Source organism: Streptantibioticus parmotrematis, from assembly GCF_019890615.1.
GTDB classification, from domain to species: domain Bacteria; phylum Actinomycetota; class Actinomycetes; order Streptomycetales; family Streptomycetaceae; genus Streptantibioticus_D; species Streptantibioticus_D parmotrematis.
On sequence record NZ_JAINVZ010000008.1, the window covers coordinates 269,464 to 286,108 of the forward strand.

The 16,645-nt window shown below is 74.6% G+C and carries 15 protein-coding genes; 8 read left to right on the forward strand and 7 right to left on the reverse strand.

All coding sequences use genetic code 11. The features are described from left to right. Positions 1-179: 179 nt before the first annotated feature. Positions 180-872: a DUF5134 domain-containing protein gene (locus K7472_RS14790; protein ID WP_222977994.1), complete on the reverse strand. Its 693-nt coding sequence runs from the start codon at positions 870-872 to the stop codon at positions 180-182. Beyond that, on the reverse strand, positions 869-2,308 hold the full coding sequence (locus K7472_RS14795; RefSeq protein ID WP_222977997.1) for a PepSY-associated TM helix domain-containing protein: 1,440 nt from the start codon (positions 2,306-2,308) through the stop codon (positions 869-871). Before K7472_RS14795 ends, K7472_RS14790 begins: the two co-directional genes overlap by 4 nt. 298 nt (positions 2,309-2,606) lie before the next feature. Between K7472_RS14795 and K7472_RS14800 the strand changes: the two genes are divergently transcribed. Genes K7472_RS14800 through K7472_RS14810 form a run of 3 tightly spaced genes read left to right on the forward strand, consistent with a single transcriptional unit; the run spans position 2,607 to position 5,610 of the window. Next, positions 2,607-2,831 carry a hypothetical protein gene (locus tag K7472_RS14800; protein ID WP_222977999.1) on the forward strand — a complete coding sequence of 75 codons (225 nt, stop codon included), beginning with the start codon at positions 2,607-2,609 and terminating at the stop codon, positions 2,829-2,831. Further along, positions 2,831-5,110: a heavy metal translocating P-type ATPase gene (locus K7472_RS14805; RefSeq protein WP_252395595.1), complete on the forward strand. Its 2,280-nt coding sequence runs from the start codon at positions 2,831-2,833 to the stop codon at positions 5,108-5,110. Before K7472_RS14800 ends, K7472_RS14805 begins: the two co-directional genes overlap by 1 nt. Before the next feature lie 2 nt (positions 5,111-5,112). Beyond that, positions 5,113-5,610 (forward strand): copper chaperone PCu(A)C, encoded by a 498-nt coding sequence (locus K7472_RS14810; RefSeq protein WP_222978001.1) that lies wholly within the window; start codon positions 5,113-5,115, stop codon positions 5,608-5,610. A 15-nt stretch (positions 5,611-5,625) separates the two neighbouring features. On the opposite strand, the gene K7472_RS14815 is transcribed toward K7472_RS14810, so the two are convergent. Beyond that, positions 5,626-5,841 carry a hypothetical protein gene (locus tag K7472_RS14815; RefSeq protein WP_109449231.1) on the reverse strand — a complete coding sequence of 72 codons (216 nt, stop codon included), beginning with the start codon at positions 5,839-5,841 and terminating at the stop codon, positions 5,626-5,628. Positions 5,842-6,147: 306 nt separating this feature from the next. Between K7472_RS14815 and K7472_RS14820 the strand changes: the two genes are divergently transcribed. Together K7472_RS14820 and K7472_RS14825 are read left to right on the forward strand one after the other, a co-directional pair. Next, on the forward strand, positions 6,148-7,368 hold the full coding sequence (locus tag K7472_RS14820) for an MFS transporter (RefSeq protein ID WP_308013919.1): 1,221 nt from the start codon (positions 6,148-6,150) through the stop codon (positions 7,366-7,368). Further along, entirely contained in the window at positions 7,365-8,417 is a 1,053-nt protein-coding gene (locus K7472_RS14825) for a sugar ABC transporter permease (RefSeq protein ID WP_222978003.1), read from the forward strand. The genes K7472_RS14820 and K7472_RS14825 overlap by 4 nt, the downstream gene beginning before the upstream one ends. Positions 8,418-8,419: 2 nt before the next feature. Here the strand turns inward: K7472_RS14825 and K7472_RS14830 are convergent, their stop codons facing one another. Then, positions 8,420-9,574 carry an acyl-CoA dehydrogenase family protein gene (locus tag K7472_RS14830; RefSeq protein WP_252395639.1) on the reverse strand — a complete coding sequence of 385 codons (1,155 nt, stop codon included), beginning with the start codon at positions 9,572-9,574 and terminating at the stop codon, positions 8,420-8,422. A 260-nt stretch (positions 9,575-9,834) separates the two neighbouring features. Here K7472_RS14830 and K7472_RS14835 point away from each other — a divergent pair, with 260 nt between their 5' ends. Then, positions 9,835-11,589, forward strand: coding sequence for a CoA transferase (locus tag K7472_RS14835; RefSeq protein WP_222978005.1), 1,755 nt, complete (start codon positions 9,835-9,837; stop codon positions 11,587-11,589). A 50-nt stretch (positions 11,590-11,639) separates the two neighbouring features. Then, positions 11,640-13,295: a class I adenylate-forming enzyme family protein gene (locus tag K7472_RS14840; protein WP_222978058.1), complete on the forward strand. Its 1,656-nt coding sequence runs from the start codon at positions 11,640-11,642 to the stop codon at positions 13,293-13,295. Between the two features lie 77 nt (positions 13,296-13,372). Here K7472_RS14840 and K7472_RS14845 read toward each other — a convergent pair whose 3' ends face one another. Genes K7472_RS14845 through K7472_RS14855 form a run of 3 tightly spaced genes read right to left on the reverse strand, consistent with a single transcriptional unit; the run spans position 13,373 to position 15,646 of the window. Then, complete coding sequence (locus tag K7472_RS14845; RefSeq protein WP_222978012.1) at positions 13,373-14,170, reverse strand: metal ABC transporter substrate-binding protein; 798 nt, start codon at positions 14,168-14,170, stop codon at positions 13,373-13,375. Beyond that, positions 14,128-14,991: a metal ABC transporter permease gene (locus K7472_RS14850; protein WP_222978014.1), complete on the reverse strand. Its 864-nt coding sequence runs from the start codon at positions 14,989-14,991 to the stop codon at positions 14,128-14,130. The genes K7472_RS14845 and K7472_RS14850 overlap by 43 nt, the downstream gene beginning before the upstream one ends. Before the next feature lie 40 nt (positions 14,992-15,031). Then, on the reverse strand, positions 15,032-15,646 hold the full coding sequence (locus K7472_RS14855; RefSeq protein WP_222978016.1) for an ATP-binding cassette domain-containing protein: 615 nt from the start codon (positions 15,644-15,646) through the stop codon (positions 15,032-15,034). Between the two features lie 156 nt (positions 15,647-15,802). Between K7472_RS14855 and K7472_RS14860 the strand changes: the two genes are divergently transcribed. After that, positions 15,803-16,624, forward strand: coding sequence for a hypothetical protein (locus K7472_RS14860; protein ID WP_252395596.1), 822 nt, complete (start codon positions 15,803-15,805; stop codon positions 16,622-16,624). The last annotated feature ends 21 nt before the right edge of the window (positions 16,625-16,645 follow it).

Consider the following 16,645-nt stretch of genomic DNA (forward strand, 5'->3'; position numbering starts at 1 on the left):
CGCCGGGCACCCTTCGCTCGTCGCTGCGAAGGCGAGGCGTAGGCCAGTGCGCAGGCCGGCGACCAGTGACGAGCCCTGAGGACATGGCCGGTGAGTACCTTCAGCCCGGTCCGCGGCCGGCGGCCGCGGCGCGCGCCGTACGCACCCAGACGTCAGCGCTCGCCGCGCGAACCCACCTCTCACGTCATCGCGAGGAGCATGACCGCCATCCCCAGGGCCATCGCGCCGTGGCATCCGGAGTCCAGGGCGGTGGCCAGGGCTCCGGGATCCGCGGCGGGGGAGCGGGTGCCCGGCGCGGTCGCGCGGGCCGTGTCGAAGGCGCGGGAGAGCCACCACAGGGTCATCGCCACGAAGACGGCCAACAGGGCGACGCAGACGGTGTGTTCCGCACCGCGCAACGACATCGTCATCCCGCCGCCCGAGCCGGACATGGCCATCCCCGGCATGTCCGCCATCGAGCCCGTCCCGCCCCCGGCGGAGGGATGTCCGCCTTTCATCGCGTCCGGCATGACGGCCACCATCCACGCCATCGCGCCCATCATCACGGCGTGCAGGAAACCGTGCAGGCGGGGATGGCCGCCCCCGTCGTGCGCCCACATCCGACGGTCGTTCAGGGCCACCGATGCAACGAACCACACGGCGGCCAGGGAGAAGAGGGCCACCTGCGGTGCCACCGGAAGCCGCGTTCCCCACGGCCACACCATCGCGATCATCGCAAGGCCCATCAGCGCGTGCAGGGTGTGCGTCACCCGTTGCGAGTTCGCCGAGCCACCGTGCCCGGCGCCCGGTCGCACCGCCCGCGACACGCTGAACGCGGTCACCAGCGCGAACACCAGCGTGAGGATCCAGCGCAGTCCCGTCGCCGCGATCACCGCGCCACCTCCGCCGTCGTCGCGCGCCGCCGGACCGCCGCGCCGACGACGAGGTCGGTGGCGAGGAAGACCAGCAGGGGGATGCCGAGCAGCGGCAGGTAGTAGCCGAGCACGGCGACGACCAGGACCGCCGGGGCCAGTACGCGGCCGGGCACCCGCCGCCAGGCGCCACGTGCCGGTGCCCGGCCGAAGGCGGCCGCCCCCGACCGCGTCGGCCTGCGCAGCCACCACATGCGGTACCCCATGAGGATCATGGTGATGAGGCCGAGGGCGAGCAGCGCCAGGGCGATCTGGTTGGCCAGGCCGAACAGCAGGCCCATGTGGGCGTCGATGCCCCAGCGGGTGAGCTTGGCCAGGAGCGGATAGTCGGCGAACCGCAGCTTCGCGGTCACCTTGCCATTGGCAGGGTCGACGGCCACCGAGTCCTGGCGTTCCGGCCAGTGACGGGTGTTCTCCTTGACGACCCACGCCGTGCCCGCAGTAGTGGGCGGCGCGACGACCAGGATTCCGCTCAGCCCTGCGTCGTGCGCGGAGCGGACCACGGCGTCGATGCCGATGCCACCACTCCCGGAGTGTGGCGTCTGGGGCAGCGCGGTCGAGACCGACGGCGTACCGCCGGACAACTGCGAGCGGAACTTGTCGATGTTGGCACCCGCGTGGTCGGACCAGGTCAGACCGGTGGCGGACAGGCCGAGCAGGCCGAGCGAGAGCCACAGGCCCACCACCGCGTGCCACGACAGCAGCCGCCCACGTCCGGCGCCGCGCAGGCGTGGCAGCAACGTGCGGCGTACGCGGTCACGACGGCGGCGTGCGCCCAGCCACAGGGCCAGTCCGCCCAGCACCTCCACCCACAGCCAACTCGCCGCCAACTCACTGTAGTTGCGGCCGAACGTGCCGAGGTGCAGTGTGCGGTGCAGGGTGTCGAGCCAGGCACGCACCGGCAGCCACTGGCCGTCGGTGGTCAGCACTCCGAGCACCTTGCCGGTGTACGGGTTCACGAAGGCGGTGCGGCTGTAGCCCTGCGGCACGCCCTTCGCGGCGAGCAGCACACGGGTGGTGTCCGTGGGGCCGGTGGCCGGACTGACCGACTGGAGGGTGCCACCGGGCACCGCCTTCTCGCCCGCCGCGACCTGGGCCGCCAGCGGCACCGCGTGCGCCGAGGCGGGTGCGGTCACGTGCAACTCGTGCCGGTACAGGGCCTGTTCGAGCTGCGGCGAGGTGGTGTAGATCAGGCCTGTGGTCGCCGCGACCAGCAGGAACGGGCCGATGAGGATGCCGACGTAGAAGTGCAGGCGTATCAGCAGCGGCCGCACGGCCGCCCACCCGCCGGGCGGGGCTGCGGACTCCCGGCCCGCCGCGGCCGGACCGCTCGCAGGGTCGAGGGTGCCCTCGGGCTCGCGCCGCTCCGTCTCCAGGGTGGTGTCACCCAACGCCATCTTCGTTCTCCTGCCGTACGAGCGCGTGGGCGCCGGTTGCGTCGCGCCCGTTGATTCGTCGTGGCGTGGACGTCCTGAGTTCCCGGCGCTTCGGTGACGCGTGCCACAACGGACCGGAACGCCGGAGTGCGCGGGCCGCGACGGCCGGACATGCGCCGGAGAGCCGCACGGCCGCCGAAGCGGATCCTCACGAATTCCGGTATGGCGGGAACCGGAGGCCCCCGTGATGCGACCACCTGGTCCCGTCCGCAGTGGCGGGACAGCATCTGCCCGGTACCGACTCCAGCGGAGCAGCGCCATGCCCCTGTCCTCCAGCCCTCCCCGCCCGGCGCGTCCGCCGGTCGTCGCCCCGGCCGTCCTGGGCTTCGCCGTCCTGCTCGCAGCGCTGTTCGGCCTGTCCTACGCGGTCGGTTCACTGGCCGGCCCCGTCGCCCCCGGCATGCACGCGCCGGGCGTGCCGGGCGGTACCGGAGGATCCAGAACGGGTGAATCCGGCGGCGGTATGAGCGGAATGGGGATGTGATGGGATCGCGGCACCCGGCGGACGGCCGGGAGCAGGCGTCCACGACGACCGACCTGGTCGTCGGCGGGATGACTTGCGCGGCCTGCGTGGCCCGCGTCGAGAAGCGGTTGCGCCGCCTCGACGGAGTCGACGCCACGGTGAACCTGGCGACCGGACGGGCCCGGATCGAGCATCCCGGCTCCCTCACCCCGCAGGACCTGGTGGCCGCCGTGGAGGCGGCTGGATACACCGCGACCCTCCCGGAACCGACGGCGCCCACCCCCGCGTCGGAGCCGGAGCGACTCGCCGAGGCGGACCGCGCCCGCCTGCTGCTGACGGGCGCGCTCGCGGTGCCGGTGATCGCGTTGTCGATGGTGCCGTCCTGGCAGTTCCGCGACTGGCAGTGGCTGTGCTTCGTGCTGGCCGCTCCCGTGGCGACGTGGGGCGCCTGGCCGTTCCACGCGCGCGCCCTGCGGGGGCTGCGGCACGGCGCGGCGACCATGGACACCCTGGTCTCCCTCGGCACCGCGGCGTCCTTCCTGTGGTCGGTGTACGCGCTCTTCCTCACCCCGGCCGGCGACCCGGGCATGCGGATGCCGTTCACGCTGATCCCGGCGCAGACCGTGCCGCACGTCTACCTGGAAGCCGCCGTCGGCGTGCCGTTGTTCGTGCTGACCGGCCGCCTGCTGGAGGCACGCGCGCGGCGCGCCACCGGCTCCGCGCTGCGGGCGCTGGCCGAACTGGCCGCCAAGGAGGTGTCGGTGCGTGAGGGGGGCGTCGAACGCCGCCTTCCCGTAGAGGAGCTGAAAGCAGGAACCCACTTCCTTGTGCGCCCCGGCGAACGGGTGGCCACCGATGGCGTGGTGGTCGAGGGCGGCTCCGCGCTGGACCTGTCGCTGGTGACCGGCGAGAGCGCACCGGTCGAGGTGGTGCCGGGCACCGCGGTGCCCGGCGGCGCGGTCAACGCGGGAGGCGTGCTGGTCGTGCGGGCCACCGCCGTCGGCGCGGACACCCAACTCGCCCGCGTCACACGGCTGGTGGAGGAGGCCCAGGCCGGGAAGGCGCGCGCGCAACGGCTGGCGGACGCCGTGGCGGCGGTCTTCGTGCCCGTGGTGCTGGCGATCGCGGTGACCGTCCTGGGCTTCTGGCTGGGCGCCGGCGCCGATCCGCAGACGGCGGTGACCGCGGCCGTCGCGGTGCTGGTGGTCGCCTGCCCGTGTGCGCTGGGCCTGGCGACGCCGACCGCCCTGCTGGCGGCCACCGGGCGCGGCGCCCAACTCGGCATCCTCGTCAGCGGCCCCCGGGCACTGGAGCGGTTGCGCCGGATCGACACGGTCGTCCTGGACAAGACCGGAACCCTCACCACTGGCCGGATGAGCGTCGAGGCGGTGACCGCGCGCGAGGAGGGTCTCGACGTGGTGGAAGCGGCGCGGCTGGCCGGAGCGGTCGAGACCGCCTCGGAACACCCCCTCGGCCGGGCTCTTACCGCCCACGCCCACCGGGTGTGCGGCGAGACGCCGCCGCCGGTGCGGGACTTCCGCGCAGAGGCGGGGCACGGCGTCACCGGCCGTGTGGGCGACCGAGCGGTGTCGGTCGGCCGCCCGCTGGACGTGGACGGCCTGCCGGAGGAACTGACGCAAGCCATCGCGCAGGCCGAGGCGGCGGGCCGCACCGCCGTCCTGCTGCGGGTGGACGGCCGCCCCGAGGCGGTGTTCGCGCTGGGCGACAGCCTGCGCTCCGGCTGCTACCGCGCGGTCGAGCACCTGCGCAGGCTCGGCGTCCGCCCGGTGCTGGCCACCGGGGACCGGCAGGTCACCGCCCAAGCCGTCGCCGCACACCTGCGGATGACGGAGGTCCACGCGGAGGCCGGCCCTCGCGACAAGGCGGACCTTGTACGGGAGTTGCGCGCCCGGGGGCACCGGGTCGCCGTGATCGGCGACGGCGTCAACGACGCGGCGGCACTGGCGGCGGCCGACCTGGGCATCGCCATGGGCGGCGGCACCGACGCGGCGATCGGCGCGGCGGACGTCACGCTCGTGCGCGACGACGTGCAGGCGCTCGCCGACGCCGTGCGGCTCGCCCGCCGCACCCTCGGCACCGTCCGCGCCAACCTGGTCTGGGCGTTCGGGTACAACCTGATCACCCTCCCGTTGGCCGCGCTCGGCCTGCTCGACCCCATGCTCGCGGCGGCCGCCATGTCGGTCAGCTCGCTGCTGGTGGTCGGCAACAGCCTGCGGCTGCGCACCTGGCGACCTGTCGCCGCGAGCCGCGCCGCCCGACCCGAGTCCTGGGAGCGATGACGATGCCGACGAAGAGCGCGGCAGCGGTGGCGACGAGCCTGCGCTCCGCACTGCCCGCCGTGGCCGCCTGCGCGGTGACGCTCGGCGGGCTCACGGCCTGGACGACGCTCGGCGGCGCCGGGAGCCCGGCGGCCGTCGGCGTCACCGACGCCCGGCTGATCATGCCCGCGGACCCGGGCGGCCAGACGGCGGTCGTCTTCCAACTGCGCAACACCGGGGGCGCGGACGACGACCTGGTGTCGGTCACCTCGCCCCGCACGGGCCCGGTCCGGCTCGCCCACACCGTCGTACGGGACGGGGCCGGGTCGATGGCCATGGTGGACGCCGCGACCGTACCGGCCCACGGCACGCTGACCATGTCGCCGTTCGGCCTGGACGCCATGGTGGACGCGCCGCACGGCCTGAGCCTCGGCCAACTCGTCCCGTTCGTCCTGCACTTCCGCGACAGTCCGCCGCAGCGGGTCGCCGCGGTGGTGGTCCGGCCACAGGACGCCACCTGACACCCGCCGGTCGGCTCAGGCGCGGATCACCGCGTCGAGCCGCCCGGCCTTGGCGTCCTCGACGAGCGACGAGAACTGGTCGGCGCTCATCTGCACGCGCTGGCCGAAGTCGTCGGTGAGGACCACCCTGCGCTCCACCGGCGCGGAGCCGTCCACGAACAACTGCGGGCAGCCGCAGTTGCACTTCCCGCAGAACGACGCGATCGGCTCCAGATTCGTGAACTCCGTCATGTCCTCACACTCCCCGACGTGCCGGCTGGCTCTGTCGGGGAGGAGATACCCCGTGTCCGGAGACGGCACCCCGCCGCCGACGCGCGGGCGGAGGCACGCGGCGCACCGTCCGTGCTCCCACGAGACCGTGTGACGCACCATCAGGAACCGGGGCGGCGGGAACCCCGTCGACGCGTCCCGCGACTTCCTGCGGTGTGGCCGAACGGCTGGCCCGCGACAGGGCGTTCGCGGGAACCCCGGGACGCTCGTACGCGACCGACTGCACGGACGCGTCCGCATCCGAGCGGACGAACAGGGAGGTGCGGAGTGCGCACGGAGAGCGGCACGGATTCCCGGGACATGACGGCGACGGATCCCGAGGCGGGCGGCACGGGAGCGCACCGGACGGTGACGGTCCTCCTGACCGCGGCGATGGCATTCTCGATGCTCCAGCTCTACCTACTGGGAGCGTTGGGGCCTCGGCTCGTGGCCACTCTGGGCCTGTCGCGTACGGTGCTGGGACTGACCACCACCACCGGCTTCGGCCTGGCCGCCCTGCTGTCGCCCGTCGCGGGCCGGCTGGTGGACCGCGCGGGGCCGCGCAGGTGTCTGGTCGCCCTGCTCGCATTGGCGGCGGTGGCACTCGCGTTGATAGCCGCCGCGCCTGGGACCGGGGTGCTGTTGTGTGCCGTGGCGCTCGGCGGCGTACCCCAGGCGCTGGCGAACCCCGCGACGAACAAGGTGATCCTCGCGGTCGTCCCGGCGGCGCGCCGGGGAGCGGTCACCGGGTTCAAGCAGTCGGGTGTGCAGTTCGGCGCGTTCGCCGCCGGGCTGCCGCTGTCGCTGGTGGCGGCGGAATTCGGCTGGCGCGGGGCGGTGTGGCTGGCGGCCGGGCTCGCGGCACTGACGGCCGCCTGGGCGGCCAGGTCGCTGCCGGACGACGTGCGCGTGACGCGCGGCGGGCAGGTCGCGGGGCGCCGGGGCTCCGCCGTGGGCAGGCTCGCGTGCTTCTCGCTGTTGTTGGGCTGCGGTATCGCCTCGGTCAACACCTACGTGGCCCTGTTCGGCACCCAGCGGCTCGGGCTCGGTCCGACCGCCGCGGCGGCTCTGGTGGCGGCCCTGGGGCTCGCGGGCATCGCGGGGCGGGTCGGCTGGGGGCGGGTGGCCGGGCGGCCCGGGCGGGCGGAGGGACTGCCCGCTCTGCTGTGCGCCCTCGCGGTGTGCGCGTCCCTGCTGCTCGTGGCGGCGGTCGCGGTGCCGTTCGCCGTGTGGCCCGGCGTCGTCGCGGTCGGTACGTTCGCGGTCTCGGCGAACGCGGTGTCCATGGTCGTGGTGATGCAGCGTGCCGCTCCCGGTCGAGCCGGGTCCGACTCCGCCCTGGTGTCGGCGGGCTTCTTCGCCGGATTCGCCGTCGGCCCACCGCTGTTCGGGACGCTGGTGTCGGTGGCCGGGTACGCCCCGGGCTGGTCTTTGGTCGCGGCCGAGTTCGGCGCGGCGGCCGTGGTGGCACTGCCGGGCTTCCTGCGCGGGCCGGTGGGGGAGGCGTGAACGCGCGCGCCGACCAGGGCCGTTGGGCGGACGCCGCATTGACCGCCGTACTGGAGCGGGCCGGAGCCACCGCCGAGGAGGTCGGTGACCGCTTCCCGCTGTACGCCGGCCCCGGCGGTCCGTGGACCACCACGGCCCGCGGCTCGTGGACCGGTGGCTGCTGGGCCGGGCTGTTGTGGTTGCGGGCGCTCGCCACCGGAGCTCGGGAGGACGAGGCGCGGGCGCGCGCCTGCACCGGTCGGCTTGAGGCGTGGGTGGACGAGGACACCGCCACCAGGGGCCTGATCTTCTGGTACGGGACCGCTTTGGGCGCGGACGTCGCGGGCGACCCCGGCTCGGCGGCGCTGCGGGAGCGCGCCGCGCGTGCCTGCCTGGCGGCCTACGACGAGGGGGCGGGCGTCGTCCCCTGGGGCGCGGCGTTCGGTGGTGAACGGCTGCTCGCGCGGGCCGACTCCGTACCCGGGCTGGTGCCGCTGCTGTCCTCGACCGAGGACGGGGCCCGCGCGGCACTCGCCCATCTCCGTACCCACCTGCGGCTGTGCGGGGCTGCGGATCCGGCTCCCCCACAACCGGCCTGGCGCCGGGCGGGGGAAGGGTGGCGGCCGTGCGCCGTGCCACCGCAGGGCTGGAGCCGCACCGAGGGCTGGCTGCTGCTGGGCGCGGCCGACGCGTCGCACCACGTGCCGGACGCGGCCGACGACGCGACGTGGGCCGCGGTCGAACGGTTCGCCGGACGGCGGCTCGCGCACGGCGCGCCGCTCGTGCCGCGCGACGCCGGCGGGCCACCGGACACCTCCGCCGCGGCGATCGAGGCGGTGGCCGCGCTCAAACTGGCCCGGCTGCGCGGCGAGACGTGGCTCCTGCGGAGGGCCGACGCCGCCCTGCGTGAACTGACGCTGCGTCATGTCGATGACCGGGCGGCCCTGCTGGACGGCTGCTACGACACGCACGCGGGGATCGCCACACGACACGAACTGATCTGGGGCGACTTCTTCCTCGCCCTCGGACTCGCCGTCCTCACCGGTCTGGTGGACCCGTTCGCCACGTGATCTCAGCCGTCGCGCAGGACCCTGCGGGCCACCGAGGTGATGTGGAGTTCGTCAGGCCCGTCCAGCAGCCGCGCTGCGCGTCCTGAGCGCAGCAGTGCGGGCAACGCGGTGTCGGGCCCGAGACCGGCCGCGCCGTACACCTGGATCGCCGCGTCGGCGACCTGCTGGAGCGTCCTGGCCGCCGCGACCTTCGCCAGACCGGTCTCCACGCGGGCGTCCTGGCCGGCCGCGATCCTCGCCACCGCCTCGTGCACGAGCGGGCGGGTGGTACGGATGGCCAGCAGGGACTCGAAGACGAGACGCTGCACCAGTTGGTGCTCGCCCAGCGGTCCCCGCCCGCCAACGCGGGAGACGGCGCGCTCGCGCATCAACTCGTAGGCCCGACAGGCCTGTCCGAGCCAGCGCAGGCTGCGCAGCACCCGGCCCAGGCGTACGCGCTCACCGGCGATCCGCAATCCCGCGCCGCGCGGCCCGACGAGGTGATCGGCGTCCACCCGCACGCCGTCGAGCGCGATCTCCCACTGGCCGCCCGCGCCCAGCACCGGAAGCTCCCGCACCACCCGGAACCCGGGGGCGTCCGTCGGCACCGCCAGCAGGGACAGGCCGTCGGTGGACGGGCCCTCGCCTTCGGTCCTGACCAGTACCGTGACCAGGTCGGCGGTTCCCGCGCCGGACACGAACCACTTGTGGCCGGTCAGCGTCCACGACCCGTCAGGTTCCTCGACCGCCCGGCAGGCGGTGAGCGCGGGTTCGGTGCCGGGCGAGTCGGGTTCGGTCATCGCGTAGCAGGCCCGTGCCTCGCCGCCGGCGACGGCCCGCAGATACCTGCGGCGCAGTGCGGGGCGCGCGTGCCGGTCGAGCATGAGGACGTCGAGCAACGCGGCGGAGCCGAGCGCGGCGGGGCCGTGGTCGCTGGCACCCTCGGCCTCGGCGAGGTGGGCGTAGTGCTCCAACGGCAGCCCCGCGCCACCGAGTTCGCCGGGCAGGGGCAGTCCCCACAGGCCCTCGTCGCGCGCCTGGGAGCGCAACATCCGCCACCGTTCGGCGGCCTGCGGGCCGTTCGCGTCGAGCACGGGCTCGTACGGCATCACGTGGTCGCGGACAAAGACGCCGACGCGTTCGCGCAGCGCCGCGACGGCGGGTGGACAGACCGGCAGACCATGACCAGTGCCCTGAGCCGGCCGTGCCGTGCCGCTCGTCGGCCCCGGCGACGGTACCGGCGCCTCGGCCGGGGCACCGGGGGTCGCTGCAATGTTATCCACCGTTTCCTCCGCTTATGACGGGAACTTGGCGAACACCTGATCCGACTGTCTCGCCGAGGAAGGGGTCGGCCGACGGGGCCGACCGGTTCCCGATCGGACACACGAGCCGCCGGTGCCCTCCGGACGGGCCCGGTGCCCCCCGGCGAAGGAGTCTCATGGCAGTACTCGATCCCCTGACGACCGACCGCCCCCTGGACGCGGCCACCCTGCGGATCGCCGGGCCCGGACCGCTGACCGGTCCGGCGGCACGGCACCTGGCGGCACTCGGCACCACGTGCACCTCGTCGGACGTCCGACGAGGCACCGGCCTTCTGGCCCTGGAGGTCCCCGGGCTGGGCGCCGTCGAAGCGGACGTGCGCTGGGCGGACGTCCTCCCGCGGGAGGACGCCGCCGACGAGGCGACCACACAGGCGGCCTGCGGCACCATGGCCGTGCACGGCAGGCGTGACGGAGCGCCCCGCGGGCTCGCCGTGGACTACTCGGCCGTCTGCGCCTCGGCACTCGCGGTGCAGGGCATGCTGGCCGCGCTGCTCGGTCTGGCCCGCGGCGGCGCCCGTACCGAGTACGTGACGTGTGCGGCCGACCGGGCAGCCCTGCTCACGGCCTCCCAGTACCTGGCCGCCGCGGGTGCGCCGGAGGCGGAGGCGGTGCCGCAAGGACCGGGCGGCCCTCCGTTCGTCTCGGCCGACGGCGTGCGCTTCGAACTGGAGTCCCTGGAACCCGGGCCCTGGGCGGGCTTCTGGCGTGAACTGGGCGCACCGCGCGAGGCGATCGGCGCGGGCTGGCAGCCGTTCCAGTTCCGCTACGCCACCGCCTGCGCGCCCCTGCCCGGCGCTCTGCACACCACCACGCGGTCCGCCACCTGGGACCGCATACGCGAGGCCGCCCGGCGTTCCGGTGCGCAGGTCTGCGCGCTGGCCGGCCCGTGCGACGCGGGCACGAGCGCGCCGTGGACGTTCCGGGCGCACGAGCGGCCCGCGCCGACGTGCGCGACGCCGCCGGTCACCGGGGCCGGACTTCCGCTGAGCGGCCTGACCGTCCTGGAGGCGGGGCGCCGTGTGCAGGCACCGATGGCCGCACATCTGCTGCGTCTGCTCGGGGCTGACGTGGTACGGATCGAGCCGCCGGGCGGCGACCCGCTGCGGGGCATGCCGCCGTGCTGCGGTGAGGTCTCGGCGCGCTGGCTCGCGCTCAACCGGGGCAAGCGGGCGATCCAGGCCGACGTCAAGTCCGCCGCGGGACAGGCCGAGGTGCGTGAACTGGCCTTTGGCGCGGATGTGTTCCTGCACAACTGGGCGCCGGGCAAGGCCGAGGGATTCGGCCTCGACGCCGCCTCCCTGGTCCGGGTCAACCCCCAACTGGTGTACCTGCACACCAGCGGCTGGGCCGGACGGCTCGCGGAGGCGCCCGTCGGAACCGACTTCATGGTGCAGGCGCGGACGGGCCTGGGCGCGCTGGTACGGCCACGGGACGAGCCGCCCGCCCCCTCGCTGATGACCCTGGTGGACGTGCTCGGCGGGTTGCTCGGCACCCAGGCCGCACTGGCCGCGCTGCTGTTGCGCGAACGCACCGGCCGGGGAGTGGTGGCGGAGTCGTCGCTGCTGGGGGCCGCCGAGACGCTCGTCGCCGCCGGAGGCGTCCGGCGTCCGGCGGGATTCCGCAGACCGCTGCCGACGGCTGACGGCTGGGTCGCGCTGAGCGACGCGTCGGCCGCGGCGGTCCAGCACGCCCTGCCGGTCCGGGAGATGGCCACGGACCAGGCGGTACGACTGCTGCGGGAGCGCGGGCTGACCGCCACCGAGGTCACAGCCGACCTGGCCCGGCTGCCGCGTGACCCACGGCTGCGCGGCGTGCTGACGCATGACGCCCACGGTGCCGTGACCGTTCCCTCGCCGTGGAGGTTCCGTTGACGACCACCGCCTCCGGCACCCCGGACCCTGCCGCCGTCCCGGTCACCACGGTGCCCTCACCCGGTGCGGGGTTCCACGACCTGGTCCCGGCCCGGCTGCGCCGCGCGTGGGCCGCGCGGGGCCACTGCCCCGACCTCGGTCTGTACGCGCTGTTCCGCGCGCACCGATGTTCCGGTCCCGGCGCGGCCGCTGTCATCGACGCCGAGGGCGTCGTCGGCTACGCCGACCTCGACGACCGCGTACGCCGTCTCGCCGCCGGGCTGGCACGGCGGGGGGTGCGGCCCGGCGAGGTAGTCGGCGTCCAACTGCCCAACAGCCGCGACGCGGTGGCGGCCGACCTCGCGGTGGCCGCGCTCGGCGCCGTGGCGCTGCCGTTCCCGGCCGGACGCGGCGCCCGCGAGGCGGCGTTTCTGCTGGGTCGCTCCGGGGCCGTGGCGGTGATCGCGGCGACCGAGCACCGAGGCGAGCGCCACGCGGAGGAACTGGCCGCGCTCAGGAGTGAGCTGCCCGCACTGCGCACCGTGGTGGCCGTGGGCGACACGCCCGTGCCGCCGGGCTGTCTGCCGCTCGGTGAACTCCTCTCTCACGACGACGCGTTCGCTCCCGCGCGCCCGGACCCCGACGCGGCGGCGCGCATCCTGGTCTCGTCGGGTTCCGAGGCGGAGCCGAAGATGATCGCCTACTCGCACAACGCGCTCGCCGGAGGACGCGGGAACTTCCTCGCCAGACTGCTGCCCGACGGGACGCGCCCGCGCTGCCTGTTCCTGACCCCGCTGGGATCGGCCTTCGGCAGCAGCGGCACCGCCGTGACCCTGGCACGCCACGGCGGCACCCTGATCCTGCTGGACCACTTCACCCCCGAAGCGGCACTGGAGGCGATGCGGGCCCATCGGCCGACGCACGTACTGGGCGTGCCGACGATGATCCGCATGATGCTCGCGGCCCTCGACGGAACGCGGGACGCGCCGCGCGGGACGACCGCGCTGGTCCTGGGCGGCTCCGCGCTCGACGACGCCACCCGTGACGAGGCCGCCGCCGTGTTCGGCTGCGCGGTGGTCAACCTCTACGGCTCGGCCGACGGAGTCAACTGCCACTCGGGACTGGCCGGACGCTCCCACGACCGCGGCGCCGCCGGTGTCGCGGTGGGCCGCCCCGACCCGGCGGTCTGCGATCTGCGGCTCGACCCGGCGGCCGGAGGCGACTCGGTCGCGGGTACTGGTGAGATCCTCGCCCGCGGTCCCATGACACCACTGTGCTACGTCGGAGCGCCCGAGCTGGACGCCCGGTACCGGACGCCGGACGGCTGGGTGCGCACCGGTGACCTGGGCGCCTTCGACCTGGACGGAACCCTGCGGGTGGTCGGCCGGCTCAAGGACGTCGTCATCCGCGGCGGCCTCAACATCAGCCCCGCGGAGGTCGAACGGGAGCTCGCCACCCATCCCGCCGTCCGCGACGTGGTGTGCGTCGGGGTTCCCGACCCGATGATGGGCGAGCGGCTGGCCGCCTGCGTCGTACCGAGGAAGGGCGAGCAGCCCACCCTCGACGGGCTCCGCGCCCACCTGCGGGCCCGCGGGCTGGAACGGCACAAGCACCCTGAGCACCTGATCGCGCTCCCGGGGCTCGCGCTGACCCCGGCGGGCAAGCCGGACCGTGCCACCATCCGGGCGCTCGCCGCCCGGGCGGTGAGCGCCGCCACGTCCGGGTGAGCCGAGAGGGTCCGTGTCCACGCGGGCACGGACCCCTCGTCGCGGGGGCGCACGTCCTGCCGCGGTCGCGCCGCGCGTCAGGAGGTGGCGAACGCCTTCTTCATCTGCTCGGCCGCCCGCTCGTAGACGCCCAGCAGGTTGAGGTCCGCCCCGGGGTAGTTGACGATCTCCAGCTGTTCGGCACCCGAGCCGGGCAGCACGGTACCGGTGGACATGTTCTCGTTGTCCAGCACGAACTGGGGCTTCTTCGCCGACAGGGTGCGCAGTTGCTGCGGAGTCACCGCGTCGGGGCCGTAGGTGCCGACCTGCCGTGCGCCGGCGAGCTTCGCCGCCCAGGTGCTGAACTCCTCGGACACCACGGCCGGTTGACCGCCGTGCGGCCAGGCGGCCTTGACCTGCCGGGTGAGGGTGTTCCACTCCTGGGCGAAGGACGCGTTCCAGGCGGCGGCCTGCCGCTCGGTGCCGAACGCCCTGCCCAGCTGAGTGACGTCGGCGGTGGTCACCGAAGGGCTGTTGTCGAGGTTCAGCTCGATCATCTTCGCCTTGGAGCCCGCCGCGTCCTTCACCCGTCCGGCGAACGGTTCGAACGAGGTGTAGAGCACGTAGTCCGCTCCGGTGACCTTCGTCAGGTCGGTCGGCTTGAGGTCGTAGTCGGGGGCGTGCCGGATCGAGGCGGGGACGATGTAGGTCACGTCGGTCGCACCGGCCGCCTTCGCCAGCGCCGCCTCCCAGGTGGACGTGGCCACGACGGCCGGCCCGGAGGCCTTGTCGGAACCTGTGGTCTTGGCACCGCCCGAGCTTCCGCAGCCGGTGAGCAGGAGCAGGCCCGCGGTCAGTGCGACGAGGTGGCGGAACGGGACGCGGATGCGCGCCATGAGGTGGTTCTCCGTTCAGGGATGAGATGGGTGGCGAGCGCGACCGCGCCCGCCACGAGCACGAGGATCGGCCCGGGCGGCAGGTCCCAGGCCAGGGAGATCAGAAAGCCGACGGTGTTGACCGCGGCGCCGACGATCACTGCCCAGGCGGTGATCGAACCGAGCGAGTGGCCCAACCGGCGGGCGGTCAGCGCGGGCAGCAGCGTGAGCGCGTCGACCAACAGGGCACCGGTCAGCCGGATGCCACCGGCGACCGCGACAGCCACCAGTACCAGCAGCAACGTGGTCAGGCGGCCGACCGGCACGCCCGAGCACAACGCCATCTCGCGGTCGTGCAGCAGCAGCGCCAGATCGCGCCGACGCCACACGAACAGGCCCGGCACCACGACCGCCAGCGCCCCGATGACCGCGAGGTCGGCCGGACGCACGGCGAGGATCGATCCCCACAGCAGGGCGAAGGCGCCGTTGGCGTTCACCCCGGACAGCGCGAGCATGAGCAGCGCGGCGGCGATCGCGATGCTCATCAGCAGCCCCATCGCGCCGGACAGTGCCTCGGTGGTCCGGGCCAGCGGGGAGACGCCGGCTCCCGCCAGTCCGCAGGCCACCAGCGCGCACAACACCGTGTCGAGCCCCGCCAGCTGGCCGACCGCGATGCCGAAGAGCGCGACATGCATCATCGCGAACCGCACCGGCATGATGTCGAGCCCGACGATGACCACCCCGACGATCGGCAGCCCCAGGGCGGCGAGCAGCAGTCCGATCCCGGCACGCTGGACGGGGACGAGCTGGAGGAGGGCGTACACCTGGTCCAGGGTGTTCACCGGTGCCTCCCGGCGCGGAGGACGGAGGCGTCGGCGTGCCTCACGACACCTCCCGCAGACGCCCGGCCGCCATCTCCAGCACCCGGTCGCAGCGTCCGGCCATCGCCCGGTCGTGGGTGACCACCAGCAGCGTCACCGGCAGCCCGGTCAGCACCGCGGCGGCCTCCTCCTGCCCGGCGAAGTCCAGCGCCGCGGTCGGCTCGTCCGCCAGCACCACACCCGCCCCGGCCGTCACGCACCCCACCGCGCGGGCCAGGTGCATCCGTTGCAACTGGCCGCCCGACAGGCTGTCCAGCGGGCGTTCCAGCAACCCGCCGACACCGAGGCGTTCGGCGGCGGCCAGCGCGCCGCCGAAGTCGCCGCCACTCGCCAGCAGTTCCCGGGCGAGCAGCGGGAACCGGCCGGCGGCCGGACGCTGCGGTATCCACGCGCACGCCTTTCGGCGCCAGGCCCACTCCGCCGCGGTACGGCAGCCTCTGCCGCCCACCGTGATCTCGCCGGTGACCTGACGGTGCAGGCCGACCACCGCGCGCAGCATCGTCGTCTTGCCCGATCCGTTGGTGCCGGTCAAGGCGATCCGCTCGCCGGGCGCCGCGTCCAGGCCGACGCCGCTGACGGCCTCGAGTCCGCCGTGGCGGCACACCACGTCCCGCATCCGCACAGCCAGCCCGCCCCCCAGGCCGGGTGACCTCGTGACGAGGCCCGGCGCACTCTCGCTCTGTTCCACGGACCGGTAGTCGGGCGGGCACCGCGAGCGGTTCCCGCCGCCCCCCTGTTCGTCCGGAAAGCGTGGATGGGACGATGTGGCGCTATGACGACAGGGCGGGGTTCCCGGGCGGTGCGGGCGGCGATGTTCGCCGCCGTCTGCGTGCCCTTCGCCGCCCTCGGCCACATCCTGATGTCCGGGGTCGGCATTCCCGGCTGGATGCTGCTGTGCGCGGGTGCTTCGACCGGTGCGGCCGGCTGGGCGTTCGCCGGACGTGAGCGCGGCCGGGGCTTCGTCACCGGCGTGACCGTCGTCGTCCAGCTCGCGCTGCACTCGCTGTTCTCCCTCGGGCAGGCGGTCGCCGCGCCCAGGGGCGCCGGTTCGCTGGCTCAGCAGTGGGCGGCCGTCCTGCTGTGCGGGCCGGGAGCCGCCGCCGGGATCTCCCCGGCCGACGCGGAACGCGTCGTGCGCACGGCGGGACTCGGCGGCCACCTCAACGCATCGCCGTCCGGCATGAGTTCGATGCCGGGAATGCGTGACATGGCCGGGATGGCGAACATGCCGGGTATGCCTGGCGGACACGGTGCCTCGGCGGCACATGCCGCGGCGTCGATGGGCATGTCCGGCATGGGCGCGATGTCGCACGGCTACGGCCTGGTCGGCATGGTGGCCGTCCACGTGCTGGCCGCCGCGCTCTGCGGTGTCTGGCTGGCCTATGGGGAGCGTGCCGCGTTCCAGCTCGGCCGGGCGGTCGCCGTCCGGCTGTTCTCGCCGCTCGTGCTGCTGCTGTGGACGCCGCCGACGGCGCTTCGGCCGTTGCCGCGATGCGGCGGGACGCGGGCGCGCAGGCGTGCCCGGTCGCTGCTGCTCGCCCACGCCATCGTCTCCAGGGGGCCGCCGCGGGCGGCGGTCGTGCTGCCCGCCTGACGTCCCTCCTCGCTTTCCGGC